Below are 16,052 nucleotides of genomic sequence, written 5' to 3'. Positions count from 1 at the left end.
AATTGTTAGAAATCATTAGAAAATCGCTTACAGAGATATTAATCGGGGAAGAAAGATACTGTTGTGCCCCCAATCAGGCATAGAGAACTTTTTCCTGTGAGACCAAATAAAAGAGAAAACCGTTGATATCATTGAGAATAAAAGGATTATTCCCTATGATCCTAAATATTTTTTACAAAAATTTTCAGTATTTTTTGTGACACGCCCACAAAGAAAGTGATTTGCATAATCGCTGGAATATTGTATAGTAAATGATGTCAGCTTTGCTGACCAGGTTTAATCCTGATAACTGAACCCTTCTTCTCTCTTCTCTCTCAACCTCCCATGTGTTGCATGGGAGGTCTTTCTTTTCTTGGCGGATAAGCGGAATAAGCGGATAACATACAGATACGGATTACATAACTTTACTTTACATCAGCTTACGCTTGCTTAACTTATAGGCTTATAAGCCAGGCATTAAGGGCTGATGGGCTGATGGCTGTGGGCCGATGGGCTGGGGCTTAAGGGCTTAGGGTGCTCTATGGCCTATAACCTGCGCTCCTAAACAAGCTAAAGCTCTTAAGGCAGAGGCAAAAAACGCGACAGATCATCACGGGGAGAAACAGCGCTGATGTGTCCTGCTGATTTTTCTTCCTCCCAGCTGGTAATACCGCAGGCCAATCGTAGCCAGACGTCAGGTTCCAGTTCAATCACATCAGGCGGGGTGAGATTATGGGGATCGCTTTTAGGCCCGTCGAGAATTTTTACTGCTGCATAAGGAGCAACCCTGAGCTCAACTCCAGGGCCTGGGGCCAGTTTTTCCATCAGGTAGAGCGAGTAGCGCACAGCCAAAGCGTAGTCCTTACGAGGCAGGTTTGGACTGATGGTAAGGCGGTTTTTAAGGTTTTCCTTTGTTGTGGATGCTTCTATAGGGGATCCTTGGAAAGCTGCAAGAGCTTCTCCGGCCAGGGTTCGCCAGGTGTTGTAGGCGGCTTCTCCAGCAAGAATATCAGAATTTCGGATAACGGTCATATGTCGATTCTGCCACACCGCCTGTCCGCATTCCTGCCACTAGTGTAAAGTTTCCTGATGGACGTTTTTAGAACGTGCAAATCAGGAAGAACGATGGGAAGAAGCAGGCTCTGTTTAAGGGACCTGAGCAATGAAGGTTGGCAGATGGAAATGACTGGCCTGCGTTGCTGCTGGGGAGGTGCATTCTCCCACAGCAGATTTTGCGCAGAAGGGCGCAAATTATGCAGTGGGTTAAGGTAGGCCCCATAAGGCATAATAGATGTGCTAATAGTGTGCTGACAACAGAAGGATTTTTTGTTATGACACAGATTACAGCGCCAAAGGCGCCGGTTTCAGCTGATGCGTTTGCAGACGAGATTAAAGGCTATCTCCTTACTGAACAGGGTGTGACAGCAGCTGAGGCTACTGCTAAAGATGTTTATGTCGCCACGGCGAAGGCTACTCGCAACCATCTCATTGGGGCCTGGGCAAAAACAAAAGCAGACATGGTAAAGGGAAGCACCAAGGCCGTAGGTTATTTGAGCGCCGAGTTCCTCATGGGACGGCAGTTGCGCAATGCTCTCCTCAATGCAGGGCTGACCGACCAGTTTGCTGAAGCCATGGCTAAACTGGGCTTCAAGACCGATGATGTTATTTTCTCTGAGCCTGAACCAGGTTTAGGCAACGGCGGCTTGGGACGTCTGGCTGCTTGCTTTATTGATTCTTTGGCCTCTATTGGCGTTCCTGCCTTCGGTTATGGCATTCAGTATCAATACGGTATTTTCCGTCAGGAATTTGACTCCCAGGGCCGTCAGGTTGAACGGGCTGACTACTGGCTGACTAACGAGAATCCCTGGGGTCATATTGATTACAATCGCGACGTTCGTGTGAACTTTGGAGGCAGGGTAACAGAGGAAAACGGCAAGCGCGTGTGGCAGCCGGATTGGTCTGTTCGCGCCATCCCAGTGGACTACCTGGTTCCCGGCTATGAGTCAGGCCGCGTCAATACCTTGCGTTTGTGGACTGCTAAGTCTTACGATGAGTTCGACCTGCTCACCTTCAACAAGAGCGACTACGAAGGAGCTGTGAAGCCGCAGATCAAGGCAGAAAATATTACCAAGATTCTTTATCCTGAAGATTCCACCCCCGCGGGCAAGTCTCTGCGTTTGCAGCAGCAGTATTTCTTTGTATCTGCTTCCCTGCACGATGCCATCCGCACCTTTTATCCAGGGCAGGACAAGCCTGATCTTACTACCTTCCCAACCAAGATCACCTTCCAGCTTAACGATACTCACCCGGTTATTGGTATTCCTGAGCTTATGCGCATCCTCATGGATGAATATGACTATGACTGGGATACAGCCTGGGATATTACTACCAGGACCTTTAACTATACCTGCCATACTCTTCTGCCTGAGGCCCTGGAAGTGTGGCCGGCCCACCTAATTGGAGAACTCCTGCCCCGTCACCTGGAAATTATTCAGAAGATCAATCAGAACTTTGTAAAGCTCCTGTCTACCTTGACTGATGACGAAGGCAAGATTGACCGCATGCGCATTGTGACCGAGGGCGATGATCCCCAGGTTCGCATGGCTTATCTGGCAACTGCCGGCGGTTCTCACGTCAACGGTGTGGCCGAGCTGCATTCCCAGTTGCTGAAAGATGTAACCCTGCGCGACTTCAGCGATCTCTTCCCAAATAAGTTTACAAATGTGACCAACGGTGTTACACCCCGCCGTTTTGTGCGCATTGCAAACCCCCGGATGTCCGACCTGATTACTGAAGGTTTGGGAACTGATAGCTGGGTCAGTGATCTGTCCAAGCTGGAAGGGTTGGTTCCACTTGCCGATGATGATGAGTTTGTTCATCGTTTTGCTGAGGTCAAGAGGGCAAATAAGCGCGATTTTGCTCACTTTGCCAAGGAGCGCTACGGTTTCGAGGTCAACCCCAACACCATGTTCGATTCCATGATCAAGCGTCTGCACGAGTACAAGCGTCAGTCTCTGAAGATTCTATCTGTTATTGCCCGGTATGCAGCCATTAAGTCTGGCGAAGTCGACCTGGATGCTTTCACTCCCCGCACGGTTATTTTTGGCGCCAAGGCAGCCCCCGGTTATGCCATGGCCAAGGAAACCATTCAGCTGATTAATAATGTTTCCCGCGTGGTTAACAATGATCCGGCAGTGCAGGGAAAGCTGAACGTCTTCTTCCCTTGGAACTACAACATTGAGCTGGCTCAGAATTTGATTCCTGCCACCGAGCTTGATGAACAGATTTCTCAGGCTGGTAAAGAAGCTTCCGGAACTGGCAACATGAAGTTTGCCCTGAATGGTGCCCTGACTGTTGGTACTTTGGACGGAGCTAACGTGGAGATTCGTGACCGGGTTGGTCATGAGAACTTCTTCCTCTTTGGCATGACAGTCGATGAGGTTGAGGATCTCTACAAGGAAGGCTATGACACTAAGGGCCTGTCCCGGCAGTATTATCAGAGCGATCCACGCCTGCAGAGGGCCATCGATATGGTTGCTGATGGCACTTTCTCCAATGGAGACAAGTCAACATACCAGGCTCTGGTCAATGACTGGCTGAACAAGGATTATTTCATGACTTTGGCAGATTTCGGTGCCTATATGGATATTCAGGCTGAAATTGAGAAGACCTATGCGGATGAGAAGATCTGGTTCCGCAAGGCCCTGCTCAACACTGCCAGGTCTGGTTACTTCAGCTCTGACCGGTCCATTGCCGATTATCTGGAACGGGTCTGGATGACCGGTCCTTTGCCTGAGGATGCAGCTTTGCAGTCTCGTGAAGCCTGATCCCTGCTTTTGAGGTAAGGTCCTAGACTGATTGGATTATTCGCCTGCTGATACTTCAGCAGGCGAACTTTTTCTTTTGGAGTTTTGCTTTTAGCCCCGCCGATAGTCTTGCAAATGGCCTTTGCCAATAGCCGTGGCAGAACTGTCGCAATCTTACCAGGGTGCACAATGCCAGGGTACACATGAAGACACGAAAAAGCCCAGCCACACGTGCAGCCGGGCAGTTAGGTTGGATCTTGGAGAAATCAGCACTCCGCTGACTTCATAAGCTATAAGTAAGTTTTATTTACTTTTTATCGGTCTCTGTTGCCTCGCCAGTGTTCTTGGCTCCATCATCAGCATCGTCGTCATCGTCGGGGATGTCCAACTCAACAGGAGATGAGCTGTTCTCCCATGGCTCTTCCCAGGGATCATACTCAGGATTCTGCTGCTTATAGATGTAAAAGCCAACCAGCCCAGCCAACAAGGCGCCAAAGATCAGTGCAAAAAACTTCCAGCCGTTTCCAGACCTGCGATCGTCCATAGTGGCTCCTTTCAGTTTATGATTTTTTGATGTGCACCTTTCGCGACATCAGTACATCCTATTCTAGGCAGTAATTATGGCAAAGAGGTGACAACACGCCGACAATAAGCCGAGAATTTGTTTTTCTTAAGAAAAAACATTGAAAAACACGGCGTGTCTCGGCGTGTCGCATTTATTAGACCTCCTTCTGCCCCTTGTCTGCGATAAGATTCTGCTTATGAGATCTTATATGAGCAATGGGAATCCCTTCCAGAACCCTGGCCGGTCAGGCGGAAATCACCACCATTCACATCAGCAGGGCAAGCCTGGTTTTGAACTTCGCATGAGGCTGAGACGGTGGCGATATGACTGGAATCATGGGGGCAGGAACATCACCCTGGTTCTGATTGCCATCTGTACTCTCATCTGGCTGATTGAAGAAATAGCTTACTTTATTAACCCCCAAGCCTTGAGAGTAGCAGAAATTCCCTTTGAACTGGTTCCCTCATTTGTCAGTAGCCATCCTTGGACCATGCTCACCAGTATTTTCCTGCATTCTGTTCCTGGGATCACTCATATTTTCTTTAATATGGTTTCCCTCTATATTGGCGGTATAGTCCTGGAGAAGCTTCTCGGGCACTGGGAATTTTTGGCCCTTTTTCTGATAAGTGGATTTGGGGGATCTGTATCGTACATGATCTGGTGGAAACAAACAGACCCTTCTGCCTTGGTAGCAGTGATCGGCGCCAGCGGGGCTATTTTTGGCCTTTTCGGTGCCAGCCTGGTTGCTTCAGCAAAGATGAGGATGGAAACCAATGCCTTGAGCCTGGCAATTTTCCTGGGTCTTACCCTGATCGTTCCCATGCTCTTTTCAACGGTGGCCTGGCAGGTACACTTAGGCGGTTTTGTGACCGGAACTCTGCTAGCCTGGCTGATGACCAGCGGTCTGCCAGCCCTACGATCAGCCAGTATTGGGCGCCGAATGTGGATATACGGAGGGTCTGTCAGCGCTATCCTGCTTGTTGTATTCCTAATCTGCCTCGTGAACTGACATTACTCATGAACTGACACTATTGGCAGGAAGTTAGTGCCAGAAAGTAATGCTAGAAAGTAACGTCACTGAAAAGTCAGTGCCACCACATGAGCAGGATGAAGCCCAAGAAGGAAATTCCTGCACCGATTGCCAGGTTCCAGGCTCCAATGGCAGGAATGGGGTAGGATGTGGTCAGATAATAAATCACCACCCATAAAAGGCCGAGAATCAGGAGGAAGCTGAAGAGGGGAACGAACCAGGCTGGATTAGTTTTGGTGTCTTCAATCGCCTTGTCTACCCGTTTCATATGGTCTTCCTGCTGCTTCATCATATGCTCCATTTGAGGAGTTATGTTCTCTTGGCTCATGCCTTCTTCCAGACGTTTAACAGCAGCATCTACAGCGTCAGGATTTTCAGGTTTGAATTCATAAGACTTCTTCTTATTGCGCTTGAACAGAGGAGAGGAAGGGAAGGATTTTTTGGACTCAGAATCTGAATCAACTTCGGCTTCGGCTTCGGCATTGGCATCGGTCTTCTCAGCATTAGTTTCACCATTAGTCTCAGCACCAGCTGTGGTCTTGTCTGCGGCTTCTGCCTCTTCCTGCACTTCTGTGGTCAGGCTGGCATCTTCCTGGTCTTTTATTTCCTTGTCGTCAGACATTGTTCTCCTTAAGCTCCTGGAGTGTGATTCTCTTGAAATCAACCTGCGGTAAAAACACTAAAAGCTATTCTAACTGTTATGCTGGAAGAAAGAACTTTTGCGATCGGGGTGAAATGGTACTGTTCTCAAGGCGTAGGAAGGATCCTGCAAAGGGCTCTGCCCGTGCGGTTTCCAGCCATCGCATGCCTCAGAAGCCCTGGTATGCCTCTCTGGTCACTATACTGATTTTTTCTCTGGTTGGTTGGCTCTTTGCCGTTAATGTTCAGTCGAACTATGACTATACCCCCAGCACTAATACTGAGGAACTCCTGACTCAAAGAGAACGGAAAGTGACTGATCTGACCCAGGAAGTTAAGTCTTTAACCAATCAAATCGATGTTCTGAAAAAGAATATTTCTTCTGCTTCCAGGGTAAATCCAGACCAGGCGAATACGGGCACAGGTGACTCCGGCAATGCCAATGCTTCCTCCAACAGTTCCCAGCCTAATCTCACAGCTGTTAAAGGGACAGGGATTACCGTTGTCCTGGATGATTCTCCTCTCTGGGAGCAGCATGCACAGTCGTCCAATGATGATAGCACCAACAATGTGAATGATTACGTCATCCATCAGCAGGATATTGAGGCTGTGGTGAATGCCCTCTGGGCTGGAGGTGCCGAGGCTATGACTATTCAGGGGCAGAGGGTCACCGTTTCCACGGCTGTACGCTGTGTGGGCAACGTCCTTCTTCTGGAAGGTAAACAGTACGCTCCCCCTTATAAAATCTCTGCCATTGGCGATTACAGTCGCATGACTACCGCCTTGAATTCGTCTGAAGCGATAAAAATATACAAAGAGTATGTTAAGGCCGATGGTCTGGGGTACAGTGTGAAGAAAGAATCTGAGCTTTATTTCCCAGCTGCCACGGCAACAACTCAAACTCTGAAATATGCTTCAGTTTCGCGGTGAATATAATCAGACAGGGTGAATACATCACGCAAGAACACATCACACAAGGGTCAAGGTAGCGAAGGTGGTTTTCGATGGGTGAGATGAACAGCTCAGATGCCGTGCAGGGAAATTCTGGTAGGAACCAACCTGCTGCTGCGAGTCCGACAGGGCGGACAGTCAGACGCTTTTTTGCCTCTTTAGCTGGTTTTATTGGTGAAATTCTCATCACTGCTGCCTTGATAGTGGGGTTCTATATTGTTTGGCAAGTTTGGTGGACCGGGGTTTTGTCTCAAAAAGAACAGGCACAAGATGATCAGACCCAGACCTCCTCGTGGACTTCTGCTAAATCCTCCAGCGGCTATACTATTGCTCCCGCTTATCAGCCTGGGACAGCCCCGGTAGAAAAAGGGGCCTATGTAACCGGAAAAGTCATCGCTAAAATTTATATTCCTAGATTCGGAGCTAAATGGTCCCGCAACATTGTAGAAGGAACCAGCCTGCAGCAGTTGAATATGCATGGTTTAGGGCATTACAGTCAAACCCAGCGGGCCGGAGCAGTAGGGAATTTTGCTGTAGCCGGGCACAGGGCCGGCTACGGGGAGCCGCTGGCCCATGTGGATCAGTTCACCTCAGGAGACAAGATTGTTGTTCGCACCCAGAATTACTGGTATGTCTATCAATATACCGGGCATGAGATTGTGGAGCCAGCGGACATTCGGGTAGTGTATCCTGTTCCTAATCACCCGGAGCAAACGGCAAAGGACCGCCTGATAACACTGACGACCTGCGAACCCCGGTACGCTTATATTACTGCTGCTCATCGCTGGATTACCTACGGGAAACTGGTATCCTGGTCAAAGGTCTCGGAGGGTATTCCCCAGGCTCTGGCGGGGAAAACTGCGAACGGTCAGGTGACTTTTACTCAGGAAACGAGTGCTGATTCAGCAACCACTCTGCCAGATATGTCCCGGCTTATGATTCTTGCCCTCTGCGCGTATGCCATAATCTACTTGGCGGCTGCGTTGGTTTGGCGATACAGGGGGATCGCCTCTTATAGGGCTCTTGACCGCCGTCAACGCCCCATGTTCAGCCTTTACGGCTGGCTAATCCGCCTGCAGCCCGGGCCTGCGCCAATCCGGGTAATCCTGGTGCTGTTCTTGATTTTCGCCGGTTTGGCTGCCTGCTTCCAGTGGGGATATCCCTGGATGGCCAAGAATATCCCCTTCCTGCAAATATCGTCCAATTTTGTTGGCTAACTCTGCCGGTCCAGGACTCCTAGTTGCCGTCTCCTCCGTCACCTGACGATGAGCTGGGGGACGAACTGGGGGACGAATTAGATCCGGAACCGTTGGAGGAATTTGAGTCCGGGTCGGGGGCCGCAGACGTTGTGATGACAATTTTAGTGTTGGCTGCCAGCTGGGGGGATGATACTTCGGAAATATCTTTCCCGTTGAAGGTCACCGTATCTACCGGGTCGGAAGCAGACCCGCTGATAGTGACATTAGTAAAGCCCAAAGATTTCAGATACATCTGCATGGAGGTGCCGGAGTCAGCATAATTGCTCATAGTACTCTGAGAAGGAGTAGAAATCATCTTTGGCCCGCTGGACACATAGAGAGTAATAGTAGCCCCCTGGTCAACGGTGGTGCCTTCAGCAGGGGAGACGCTGATAACCTTGCCTGCAGGCACGGTAGAAGATTCCTGGGTAATAGCATTGGTGCTGAACCCGCGGGAGTTGAGTTCTTTCTGAGCTGATGCCTGAGTGAGACCAACCAGACCAGTAGGAACCGTGGTTTTGCCGGTAGAAATATACAGCACGACTGAGGTGCCCGCAGCCTGCTGAGTTCCGGCTGCCGGATCTGTTCGGGTTACATGATCCTTGGCTACCGTGTTAGAGTTTTCAGTTGCAATGGACGATACTTTAAAGCCGGCAGCAGATAGGACTGCTATAGCCCTCTGCTGGGTCATTCCCTTGACGGTGGGGATGGTTTTGGCCTGAGGGCCGGCAGAGAACCAGACCCTGACAGTAGTGCCCCTGGCAACACGTTTGCCTCCAGCCGGGCTTTGTTTGGTAAAAGTTCCTTTGGGCTCCGATGAAGAGGTATCTGATTCCTGCTGGAAAGTCAAGCCCGCTCCGGTAATGGCCTCTTTTGCCTGGGTGACTGACATGCTGGAATCTATGGTGGGGACGCTGACCAGTTTATTTTGAGAAGTAAAGAAATACCAGAGGCCGAACATAACAGCAGCTATTGCCACGATGGCAACAACTCCGCTGATAATCAGGGTGCGCTGGTGCTTTTTCTTTTGCTCCTGCCGTCTGAGCGCAGTTCTGGACTGGGGGCCTTCCACGCTGTCATTCTGATCAGAAAGGGCGGCAGTCTGAGGGTCAAAGGCCTCAGGCAGAGATCCCTCTGTCCAGCTCTTGGTTTCTTCCATATCGTCGTCGGCTGCCTGCATGGGCTGAGTAGCACCTATCGAGGTTTGGGCTGAGCTTTCTGATAGATTAGTCAGGTTACTGGCCCCTACGGCCGCAGGAACACCTCCATGAGCAATGGTGACAATATCTTGGCGGAAACTTGCAGCATCGCTGTAGCGATTGGCGGTATCTTTGGCCATAGCCTTAGCCACGATAGCGTCCCACTGTTTATCAAGTCCGGGAATTAGGGTGCTTGGAGGAGTTGCCGTCTCTGACACATGCTGATAAGCAATAGCAACCGCAGAATCACCGGTGAAGGGTGGTTTCCCGGTAAGCATTTCATAAAGAACGCAGCCAGCTGAGTAAACATCAGACTTAGTACCTACCTGCTCACCCCTGGCCTGTTCAGGGCTCAAATACTGGGCTGTACCTACCACTCCCTGGTTCTGGGTCATGGTAGCCGAAGAATCATCCAGAGCCCGGGCAATGCCAAAATCCATGACTTTGACTGTGCCCTGGTCGCTGATCATAATATTGCCCGGCTTAATGTCCCGGTGGATTATTCCCATCCGGTGGGAATAATCCAGGGCATTAAGGACCCCTACCATTACCTGCTCGGCATCGCGGGGGCTCAGGGACCCATTGACCTTAATAATGTCCCTTAAGGTCTGCCCTTTAATATATTCCATGACAATGTAGGGGACTCTTACCTTCTGCCCGGAAGCATCTTCCAGCTGTTCTTCGCCTGAGTCATAGATAGAGACAATGTTGGGGTTGTTCAGCTGGGCCACGGCCCGGGCTTCCCGGCGGAAACGGGTCAGAAAGATGCTGTCTTCAGCAAGGTCGCTACGCATGATCTTAATGGCTACTGTGCGGCCTAAACGGGTGTCAGTGCCAATGTGAACCTGGGCCATGCCCCCATGGCCCACAAGTTCACCAACTGTGTACCGTCCTCCTGCGAGAGACTGAGGGATAAACATACTCATAGGGCATCATCATCCTTTGGACTGACTGGTCTGGCTGGGTTGTTGTGATTAACCTGGTAAGGATTGGATGGAGTCTTGTCACCATAAGCATCAGGAGAAGCCATAGGCTTGGTGCCTTCTGCTATCACCCTGTTCTCATACTGATCCAGAATGGTTCCATCCTGAAGAATGAAATAACGGGGGATTACCATGTCACTGGTAACCGTTCGAGGCCGCATATTTCCGGTGATCTCAGCAAATTCACCGGTAGCCTCGTGCGCCTCCTGATCCAGGAGCCGACGCTCAATTTTGCCCAGTTCCCGGGCTACCTCCATGGCAGTCTTGGGCCTATCCTGAGGATTTTTGGCCAGCATCTGCATCACATAATCGCGCAGGGTGGGGTCAATATCATCAGGCAGGGGAGGAACAGGAGAATTAACATGAGCTGCGGCAATATCAACCGGCGTGCGGCCGGTAAAGGGTCGATGCCCGCACAGCCCCTCATAGGCAACTACTCCCAGGGAATAAATATCTGATTGAGGAGTGGCCGGCTCTCCCTGAGCCTGCTCAGGAGAAATATATTGGGCTGTTCCAACAACCATGCCATCCTGGGTAATCTGTCCTTGATTGGAGGATCGGGAAACGCCAAAATCGGTGATTTTTACCTCTCCCTCGCTGGAAACCATGATGTTGGCGGGCTTCACATCGCGGTGGACTACACCATGGCAGTGAGCTACATAGAGTCCCCGGGCAGTCTGAATAAGAACGGGTAGGAGGCGGGTAGGCTTAATAACTCCCCGTGCTTTATAGATATCAGAGAGAGAAGGATAGGGAATATATTCCATGACAATAAAGCCAATGCCATCGTTCTCATAATACTCAAATAAAGCAGCAATATTAGGATGAGCCAGGTTAGCAGAATTGTGAGCTTCAATCCGCAGGCGCTGGAGTTTGGTCTCTTCGCCAGCCAGATCGCTGCGCAGGGCCTTAATAGCCACAGGCCGCCGCAGCTCAATATCGTAGCCTTTCCATACTTCGCCCATCCCACCCTGGGCCAGACGCCGGTCCAGACGGTAGCGGCGATGTATGAGCTGTCCTTCCACCAGTTTCATTGGAGGTACTCCTGCATCAGTTGCTTCATAATCGGTCCCGCTGTGGTAACTCCAAAGGTTGTAGTGCCAGTAACAACTACGCTGATAGCAATCTTGGGGTTATCTGCCGGGGCAAAACCTGTAATCCAGCCATCATTAGTGGTCTTGGACAGGCCTACCTGGGCAGTTCCTGTTTTGGCAGCCACAGCAATACCTGAGATTTTAAGAGAGGGTGCGTCTTTTGTGATCACGGACTGCATGGCTTTGCTGAGACCATCAGCAGTTTGTGCTGAAAATGCCTGGGAAAGGATAGTTGTAGAACGGGTGGATATCACACTCAGGTCAGTAGACCGGACCCGGTCCACAATGGTGGGATGGAGCATGACTCCCTTGTTGGCAATAGTGGAAGCAATCATGGCATTAAGAAGGGGAGTTTCTGTAGTGTCTCCCTGACCTATGCCTGCCAAAGCCAGACGGTCGTCAGAAGTGGTATCAGGGAAAACTGAGGCTACCGAAGTCATGGGAGTGCCCAGGGTATCGTTGCCATCGATGGTAATAGAGCTGCCGAAGCCCAGTTTTTCTGCTTCTTCCTTGATGGCATCCTTGCCGAGAGCTACTGCCAGCTGGGCAAAGGCTGTATTGGACGAATATGCCAGGGCGTCAGACAGGCTGATTTTGCCGTTAACCCCGTTTGCTGGAATGGAGCTGTTGGTCAGCTTAGTGGTGGTGTTGGGCAGGGTGTAAGAAGGGCCAGCCGGTATTTGGGAATCCATAGTATATTTCCCGCTTTCCAGAGCGGCAGCCGCAACCACCAGTTTAAAGGTGGATCCAGGCGGGAAGAGCTGACTGGTTGCCTTGTTAATCAAGGGACTGTTTGAGCCTCCTGCCAGCTGGGACCAGGCTTTATTAGCAGCGACAGTGTCGTGAGAAGCTAGGATATTGGGGTCATAGCTTGGTGTGCTTACCATGGCCAGAATGCGGCCAGTGGTGGGTTCCATGGCTACCACGGCACCGGTTTTGCCCTGCATCAGTCGGTAGCCTAGAGACTGAAGCTTGGGGTCAATGGAGGTTTCAACTATGGCCCCCTTGTTGGCCTTACCCTCGATAAGGGATTGAACCCGAGCAATCCATAGACTGTCGCTCATTCCGCTTAGCTGTTCATTGCGGCTGGCTTCTACCCCATATCTGGCTCTCTGGTTGATGGAGAAAAAGCCGGTTACCGATGAATAAGCAGCTCCCTGAGGGTAGATTCTCTGATATTGAAAGGCATCTTTTACCTTTCTTGAGCTGGCCAGGACAGTGTTGGCGTCAGAAGCCAGGATGCTTCCCCGGTCGCTGGCGAATTCGCTGTATAAGGCCCGGGTATTGCGGGAGTCGGCGTTGAGGGAATTGGCTCTGACCACCATCATAAGGGAGCTGGAAATTCCCAAAATCACCATGAGGGCAATCACAATATTGAAAATGCGGCGAAGGTTAGCGTTCATCGGTCCTCCATCCTCATTTTTTCGGCAAGGGTTGGGCTGGAATCGTCGGAAGATGAATCCTGCCCGGCTGACTTTTTGCCAGCCTGGTCAAATTCTTCAGTTGTGCCATCTTGAACTTCCAGAGAATCGTCGTCCATATAAGGCCGGGCATCGGCCAGACTGATAGCTTGAGTTTCTTCAGAATCACGCCGATCATCCTCGTCTCTCTTGCGGATCGCCTCCTGCAGGTGACGCCTCTTTTCGTTAGCCTGAAGTACCTCCAGGGCCTCAAGAGCGGCTGTATCAGTCAGGGCAGCTTCTTCAGGCTTATGAGCATCGTTGGAAATAATCAAAATAAGGAAAGCCAGAAGCATATTTGCTGTCAGACTGGACCCGCCAGCCGCCACATATGGCAAGGTAAGACCAGTCAGGGGGATAACCAGGGTAATGCCGCCGATAACAATAAAAACCTGGAAAGCCATGGTAAAAACCAAACCGGAGATCAGCAATTTCCCAAATCCATCTTTGATTTTCATGGCTGTGACAATCCCGGCACCAATAATGATGGTATAGATGCACAGAATAGCGAAAATACCTGTCAAACCCAATTCTTCTCCCAAGGACGAGAAGATAAAATCTGAATTAGCCAGGGGAGTAATAGCCGGATAGCCCTTACCAATCCCTGTGCCAAAAGTTCCTCCGCTGGCCAGGCCAAAGATTCCCCTAACTAATTGGCCTGATCCTCCAGGGGCATTGTAAACACTGTTATCAAAGGGGTGGAGCCAGGCATTGACGCGGTTGTGAACATGGCCAAAGAATCGGTCAGCTGCCAAGGCGCTGGCAGCAAAGAAAAGCAGGCCAATCAGGATCCAGGAAGTGTGACCGGTAGCAACGTAGAGCATGCAGACGAACATAGCGAAGAAGAGCAGAGAGGTCCCTAAATCTCTCTGCATCACCAGAACTCCCATACAAATAGCCCAAACTACAAGGATTGGGCCAAAATCGCGCAGGCGGGGCAGCCGCAGGCCCAAAATTTTCCTGCCGCCTACTGCCAGCTGATCACGATGATCAAAAAGATATCCGGCAAAGAAAACTGCAATAAAAAGCTTAGCGAATTCTGCAGGCTGGACAGTATGAGACCCGATGCCAATCCAGATACGGGCTCCTCCAATGGTTTTGCCCAGGCCGGGAATCATAGGGGAGAAAATGAGCAGGAGGCCTATAACCATGCTGGTATAGGTGAGCTTTCTGAGAATCCGGTAGTTGCGCAGGCTGGCTGCTAGAAGTGAGCACAAAACCAGGGCCAGGCACAGCCAGATGATCTGATTCATTCCCGCATTAACAGCTCCGGTCCCCAAATTCCGGTTCTCATAATCAATCCGGATGATTTCCACAATTCCGATCAAAGACAGGAGCAGGACACAGAAGAAAATAATCTGAGACGAATATTTCTGGCAAAAACATAGAACAAGCCAGGCGGCAGCAATCACGGCTGTCATGACGATGAGGGCAGTAAGATATCGCTGGGGGACAGCCCCTTCAACCTTCATAAACATTTGGAAGAAGGCTAATGCCGCTGTGAGGAGGACAAAGAGCAGCATCAGCGCCTGCCTGACCCGGTTGCCAATCATTTCTTTGCTCCTGACTTAGACGGGGAAGGAGAAGGAGATGCTGTTGCCGTCTTCTTTTTGCTTGATTTTTTGGCCGCCTTCTCAGCTTCCTTCTTAATCAGTTGAGTGTGATTGCGGGCTATGGCCAGAGAATCCACAGGAATTCCCTGCTCCAGCTGATCTCTCCAGGTGGAAGGGAGAGAAGACACGGAAATAGTGGTCTTTTCCTCCACATGAGACAGGCTGAACCCGAAGATATTAGTAGGGACACCACGGTAGATAGCCACCACCCCATCTGCTTCGCCTACATAATAACGGTTCTGTGACCAGCGATAGCTTTCCACTCCGGCTCCTGCCAGTGCTGCGAGGACGAGCAGGGCAGCTACCAAGCCCCAGACCCTGCGCAGGATGGAACGATGATGAGCTTTCTTCTTAGCCAGAGCTTCCTGTTCCTGAACAGCCTCAGCTACCTGAGGGTCGTGAGGATCATCCGAGAAAGAGCCGTTATCTTTCTGAACGATGGGAATTTCCCCTGTTTCAGGGACAAAGCCATCTTCATGGGCATGCTGGGGAAGGGTCAGACTGTGTAGCAGTCCACCCACATCTTTCTTCTTCTGGCTGTTGTCGTTGCTCCCGCTGTCATCGTCATCTTCCCGCCGGTCGGCATGGGCCAATGCCGCCGCGCGGGAGGCAGGGGACTGGGGATCATTCTTCAAGGCTGGGGCAGCCGCCACGGGTGAATCAATAATATCGGCTATAGGCTGTGGTTCATTGCTGGCTGCACCGCCTATTAAGGGGACTTGATGTGGTTTACTGGCATCCTGGGCATCTTTGGCAGGAACGGCCTCTGCTAGAACGGCGCTGACGTTGTCGGTGCTGCCGGCTTTTAAGGCCATAGATACAAGTTTTTGAGCGCAATCCTGCAGATCTTCTGTTTCCTCCATAGTCTGACGGATTGTTTCATCTTCTAAAACCCCGCACAGGCCATCAGAGCACAAAAGCCAGCGGTCTGACGGCAGGGCTTTGCGGATGGAAATATCAGGACGGGGATCAATGTCAAAATCCCCTAAAACTCTCATGACTACGTTGCGTTGAGGATGGCTTTTCGCCTCTTCCTCATTGATGCGGCCGGTATCAATGAGGTGTTGAACGTAACTGTGATCCTTAGTTCCTCGGATCAGCTTTCCATCCCGCAAAAGATAGGCCCGCGAGTCTCCCAGATGCGCTAAAACCCAATAATTCTGCACTAAACGTAGGGCAACTACCGTGGTTCCCATACCTGAGAGTTTGCGCTCGCGTCTGGCTTTGCCAACAATAGCATCGTGAGCAGCGATGATGGAAGTTTTCATAATCGTGGCCATGGCATCGGGATCCGAATCTTTTACAGACTCAATATGGGCCAAAGACCGAATTGCTATAGTGGAAGCGGTATCGCCTCCGGCGTGGCCTCCCATACCATCACAAACAGTAACCAGATGGTCACCGGCAAAAGATGAATCCTGATTGTCATGGCGAACATAACCAATATCAGAAACGGTTGTTGACCTAATGATAAGAGGTAGCGTATCAGTCATTG

General features: G+C 50.6%; 12 protein-coding genes. 4 read left to right on the top strand and 8 right to left on the bottom strand.

Going from position 1 to position 16,052, the window contains the following annotated elements:
* Positions 1-558 precede the first annotated feature (558 nt).
* Entirely contained in the window at positions 559-1,011 is a 453-nt protein-coding gene (locus SCIP_RS07230; RefSeq protein WP_006292381.1) for a sterol carrier family protein, read from the bottom strand.
* A gap of 299 nt (positions 1,012-1,310) precedes the next feature.
* Here SCIP_RS07230 and SCIP_RS07225 point away from each other — a divergent pair, with 299 nt between their 5' ends.
* Positions 1,311-3,806, top strand: a complete 2,496-nt coding sequence (locus SCIP_RS07225) for a glycogen/starch/alpha-glucan phosphorylase (protein ID WP_006292380.1) — start codon at positions 1,311-1,313, stop codon at positions 3,804-3,806.
* Between the two features lie 286 nt (positions 3,807-4,092).
* Here SCIP_RS07225 and SCIP_RS07220 read toward each other — a convergent pair whose 3' ends face one another.
* Positions 4,093-4,329, bottom strand: coding sequence for a hypothetical protein (locus tag SCIP_RS07220; protein ID WP_040590345.1), 237 nt, complete (start codon positions 4,327-4,329; stop codon positions 4,093-4,095).
* A 217-nt stretch (positions 4,330-4,546) separates the two neighbouring features.
* Between SCIP_RS07220 and SCIP_RS07215 the strand changes: the two genes are divergently transcribed.
* Positions 4,547-5,359 (top strand): rhomboid family intramembrane serine protease, encoded by an 813-nt coding sequence (locus SCIP_RS07215; protein WP_040590712.1) that lies wholly within the window; start codon positions 4,547-4,549, stop codon positions 5,357-5,359.
* Between the two features lie 76 nt (positions 5,360-5,435).
* Here SCIP_RS07215 and SCIP_RS07210 read toward each other — a convergent pair whose 3' ends face one another.
* On the bottom strand, positions 5,436-6,002 hold the full coding sequence (locus SCIP_RS07210; protein WP_006292377.1) for a cell division protein CrgA: 567 nt from the start codon (positions 6,000-6,002) through the stop codon (positions 5,436-5,438).
* A 113-nt stretch (positions 6,003-6,115) separates the two neighbouring features.
* Between SCIP_RS07210 and SCIP_RS07205 the strand changes: the two genes are divergently transcribed.
* On the top strand, positions 6,116-6,949 hold the full coding sequence (locus SCIP_RS07205; RefSeq protein WP_040590342.1) for a DUF881 domain-containing protein: 834 nt from the start codon (positions 6,116-6,118) through the stop codon (positions 6,947-6,949).
* A 74-nt stretch (positions 6,950-7,023) separates the two neighbouring features.
* Positions 7,024-8,187, top strand: coding sequence for a class E sortase (locus SCIP_RS07200; RefSeq protein WP_006292375.1), 1,164 nt, complete (start codon positions 7,024-7,026; stop codon positions 8,185-8,187).
* Positions 8,188-8,206: 19 nt separating this feature from the next.
* On the opposite strand, the gene pknB is transcribed toward SCIP_RS07200, so the two are convergent.
* From pknB to SCIP_RS07175, 5 genes are read right to left on the bottom strand one after another with little or no spacing between them, the layout of a single operon-like run.
* On the bottom strand, positions 8,207-10,333 hold the full coding sequence (gene pknB, locus SCIP_RS07195; RefSeq protein ID WP_040590340.1) for a Stk1 family PASTA domain-containing Ser/Thr kinase: 2,127 nt from the start codon (positions 10,331-10,333) through the stop codon (positions 8,207-8,209).
* The gene (locus SCIP_RS07190; RefSeq protein WP_006292373.1) at positions 10,330-11,424 is read right to left on the bottom strand and encodes a serine/threonine-protein kinase; all 1,095 of its coding nucleotides are present in this window, start codon (positions 11,422-11,424) and stop codon (positions 10,330-10,332) included. Before SCIP_RS07190 ends, pknB begins: the two co-directional genes overlap by 4 nt.
* Entirely contained in the window at positions 11,421-12,887 is a 1,467-nt protein-coding gene (locus tag SCIP_RS07185) for a peptidoglycan D,D-transpeptidase FtsI family protein (RefSeq protein WP_006292372.1), read from the bottom strand. Before SCIP_RS07185 ends, SCIP_RS07190 begins: the two co-directional genes overlap by 4 nt.
* Entirely contained in the window at positions 12,884-14,497 is a 1,614-nt protein-coding gene (locus SCIP_RS07180; protein WP_006292371.1) for an FtsW/RodA/SpoVE family cell cycle protein, read from the bottom strand. The genes SCIP_RS07185 and SCIP_RS07180 overlap by 4 nt, the downstream gene beginning before the upstream one ends.
* Complete coding sequence (locus SCIP_RS07175) at positions 14,494-16,050, bottom strand: BofC C-terminal domain-containing protein (protein ID WP_006292370.1); 1,557 nt, start codon at positions 16,048-16,050, stop codon at positions 14,494-14,496. Before SCIP_RS07175 ends, SCIP_RS07180 begins: the two co-directional genes overlap by 4 nt.
* Between the last annotated feature and the right edge of the window lie 2 nt (positions 16,051-16,052).

The organism is Scardovia inopinata JCM 12537 (genome assembly GCF_001042695.1).
Taxonomy (GTDB): domain Bacteria; phylum Actinomycetota; class Actinomycetes; order Actinomycetales; family Bifidobacteriaceae; genus Scardovia; species Scardovia inopinata.
The sequence above is the reverse complement of the archived record's forward strand: the minus strand, read 5'-3'. Positions and strand labels throughout refer to the sequence as shown.

Coding starts and splice junctions, on each gene's coding strand:
- SCIP_RS07175 (WP_006292370.1), bottom strand. CDS start 16,050: ATGACTGATACGCTACCTCTTATCATTAGGTCAACAACCGTTTCTGAT.
- SCIP_RS07210 (WP_006292377.1), bottom strand. CDS start 6,002: ATGTCTGACGACAAGGAAATAAAAGACCAGGAAGATGCCAGCCTGACC.
- SCIP_RS07200 (WP_006292375.1), top strand. CDS start 7,024: ATGGGTGAGATGAACAGCTCAGATGCCGTGCAGGGAAATTCTGGTAGG.
- SCIP_RS07205 (WP_040590342.1), top strand. CDS start 6,116: ATGGTACTGTTCTCAAGGCGTAGGAAGGATCCTGCAAAGGGCTCTGCC.
- SCIP_RS07230 (WP_006292381.1), bottom strand. CDS start 1,011: ATGACCGTTATCCGAAATTCTGATATTCTTGCTGGAGAAGCCGCCTAC.
- SCIP_RS07220 (WP_040590345.1), bottom strand. CDS start 4,329: ATGGACGATCGCAGGTCTGGAAACGGCTGGAAGTTTTTTGCACTGATC.
- SCIP_RS07215 (WP_040590712.1), top strand. CDS start 4,547: ATGAGATCTTATATGAGCAATGGGAATCCCTTCCAGAACCCTGGCCGG.
- SCIP_RS07185 (WP_006292372.1), bottom strand. CDS start 12,887: ATGAACGCTAACCTTCGCCGCATTTTCAATATTGTGATTGCCCTCATG.
- SCIP_RS07190 (WP_006292373.1), bottom strand. CDS start 11,424: ATGAAACTGGTGGAAGGACAGCTCATACATCGCCGCTACCGTCTGGAC.
- SCIP_RS07225 (WP_006292380.1), top strand. CDS start 1,311: ATGACACAGATTACAGCGCCAAAGGCGCCGGTTTCAGCTGATGCGTTT.
- pknB (WP_040590340.1), bottom strand. CDS start 10,333: ATGAGTATGTTTATCCCTCAGTCTCTCGCAGGAGGACGGTACACAGTT.
- SCIP_RS07180 (WP_006292371.1), bottom strand. CDS start 14,497: ATGATTGGCAACCGGGTCAGGCAGGCGCTGATGCTGCTCTTTGTCCTC.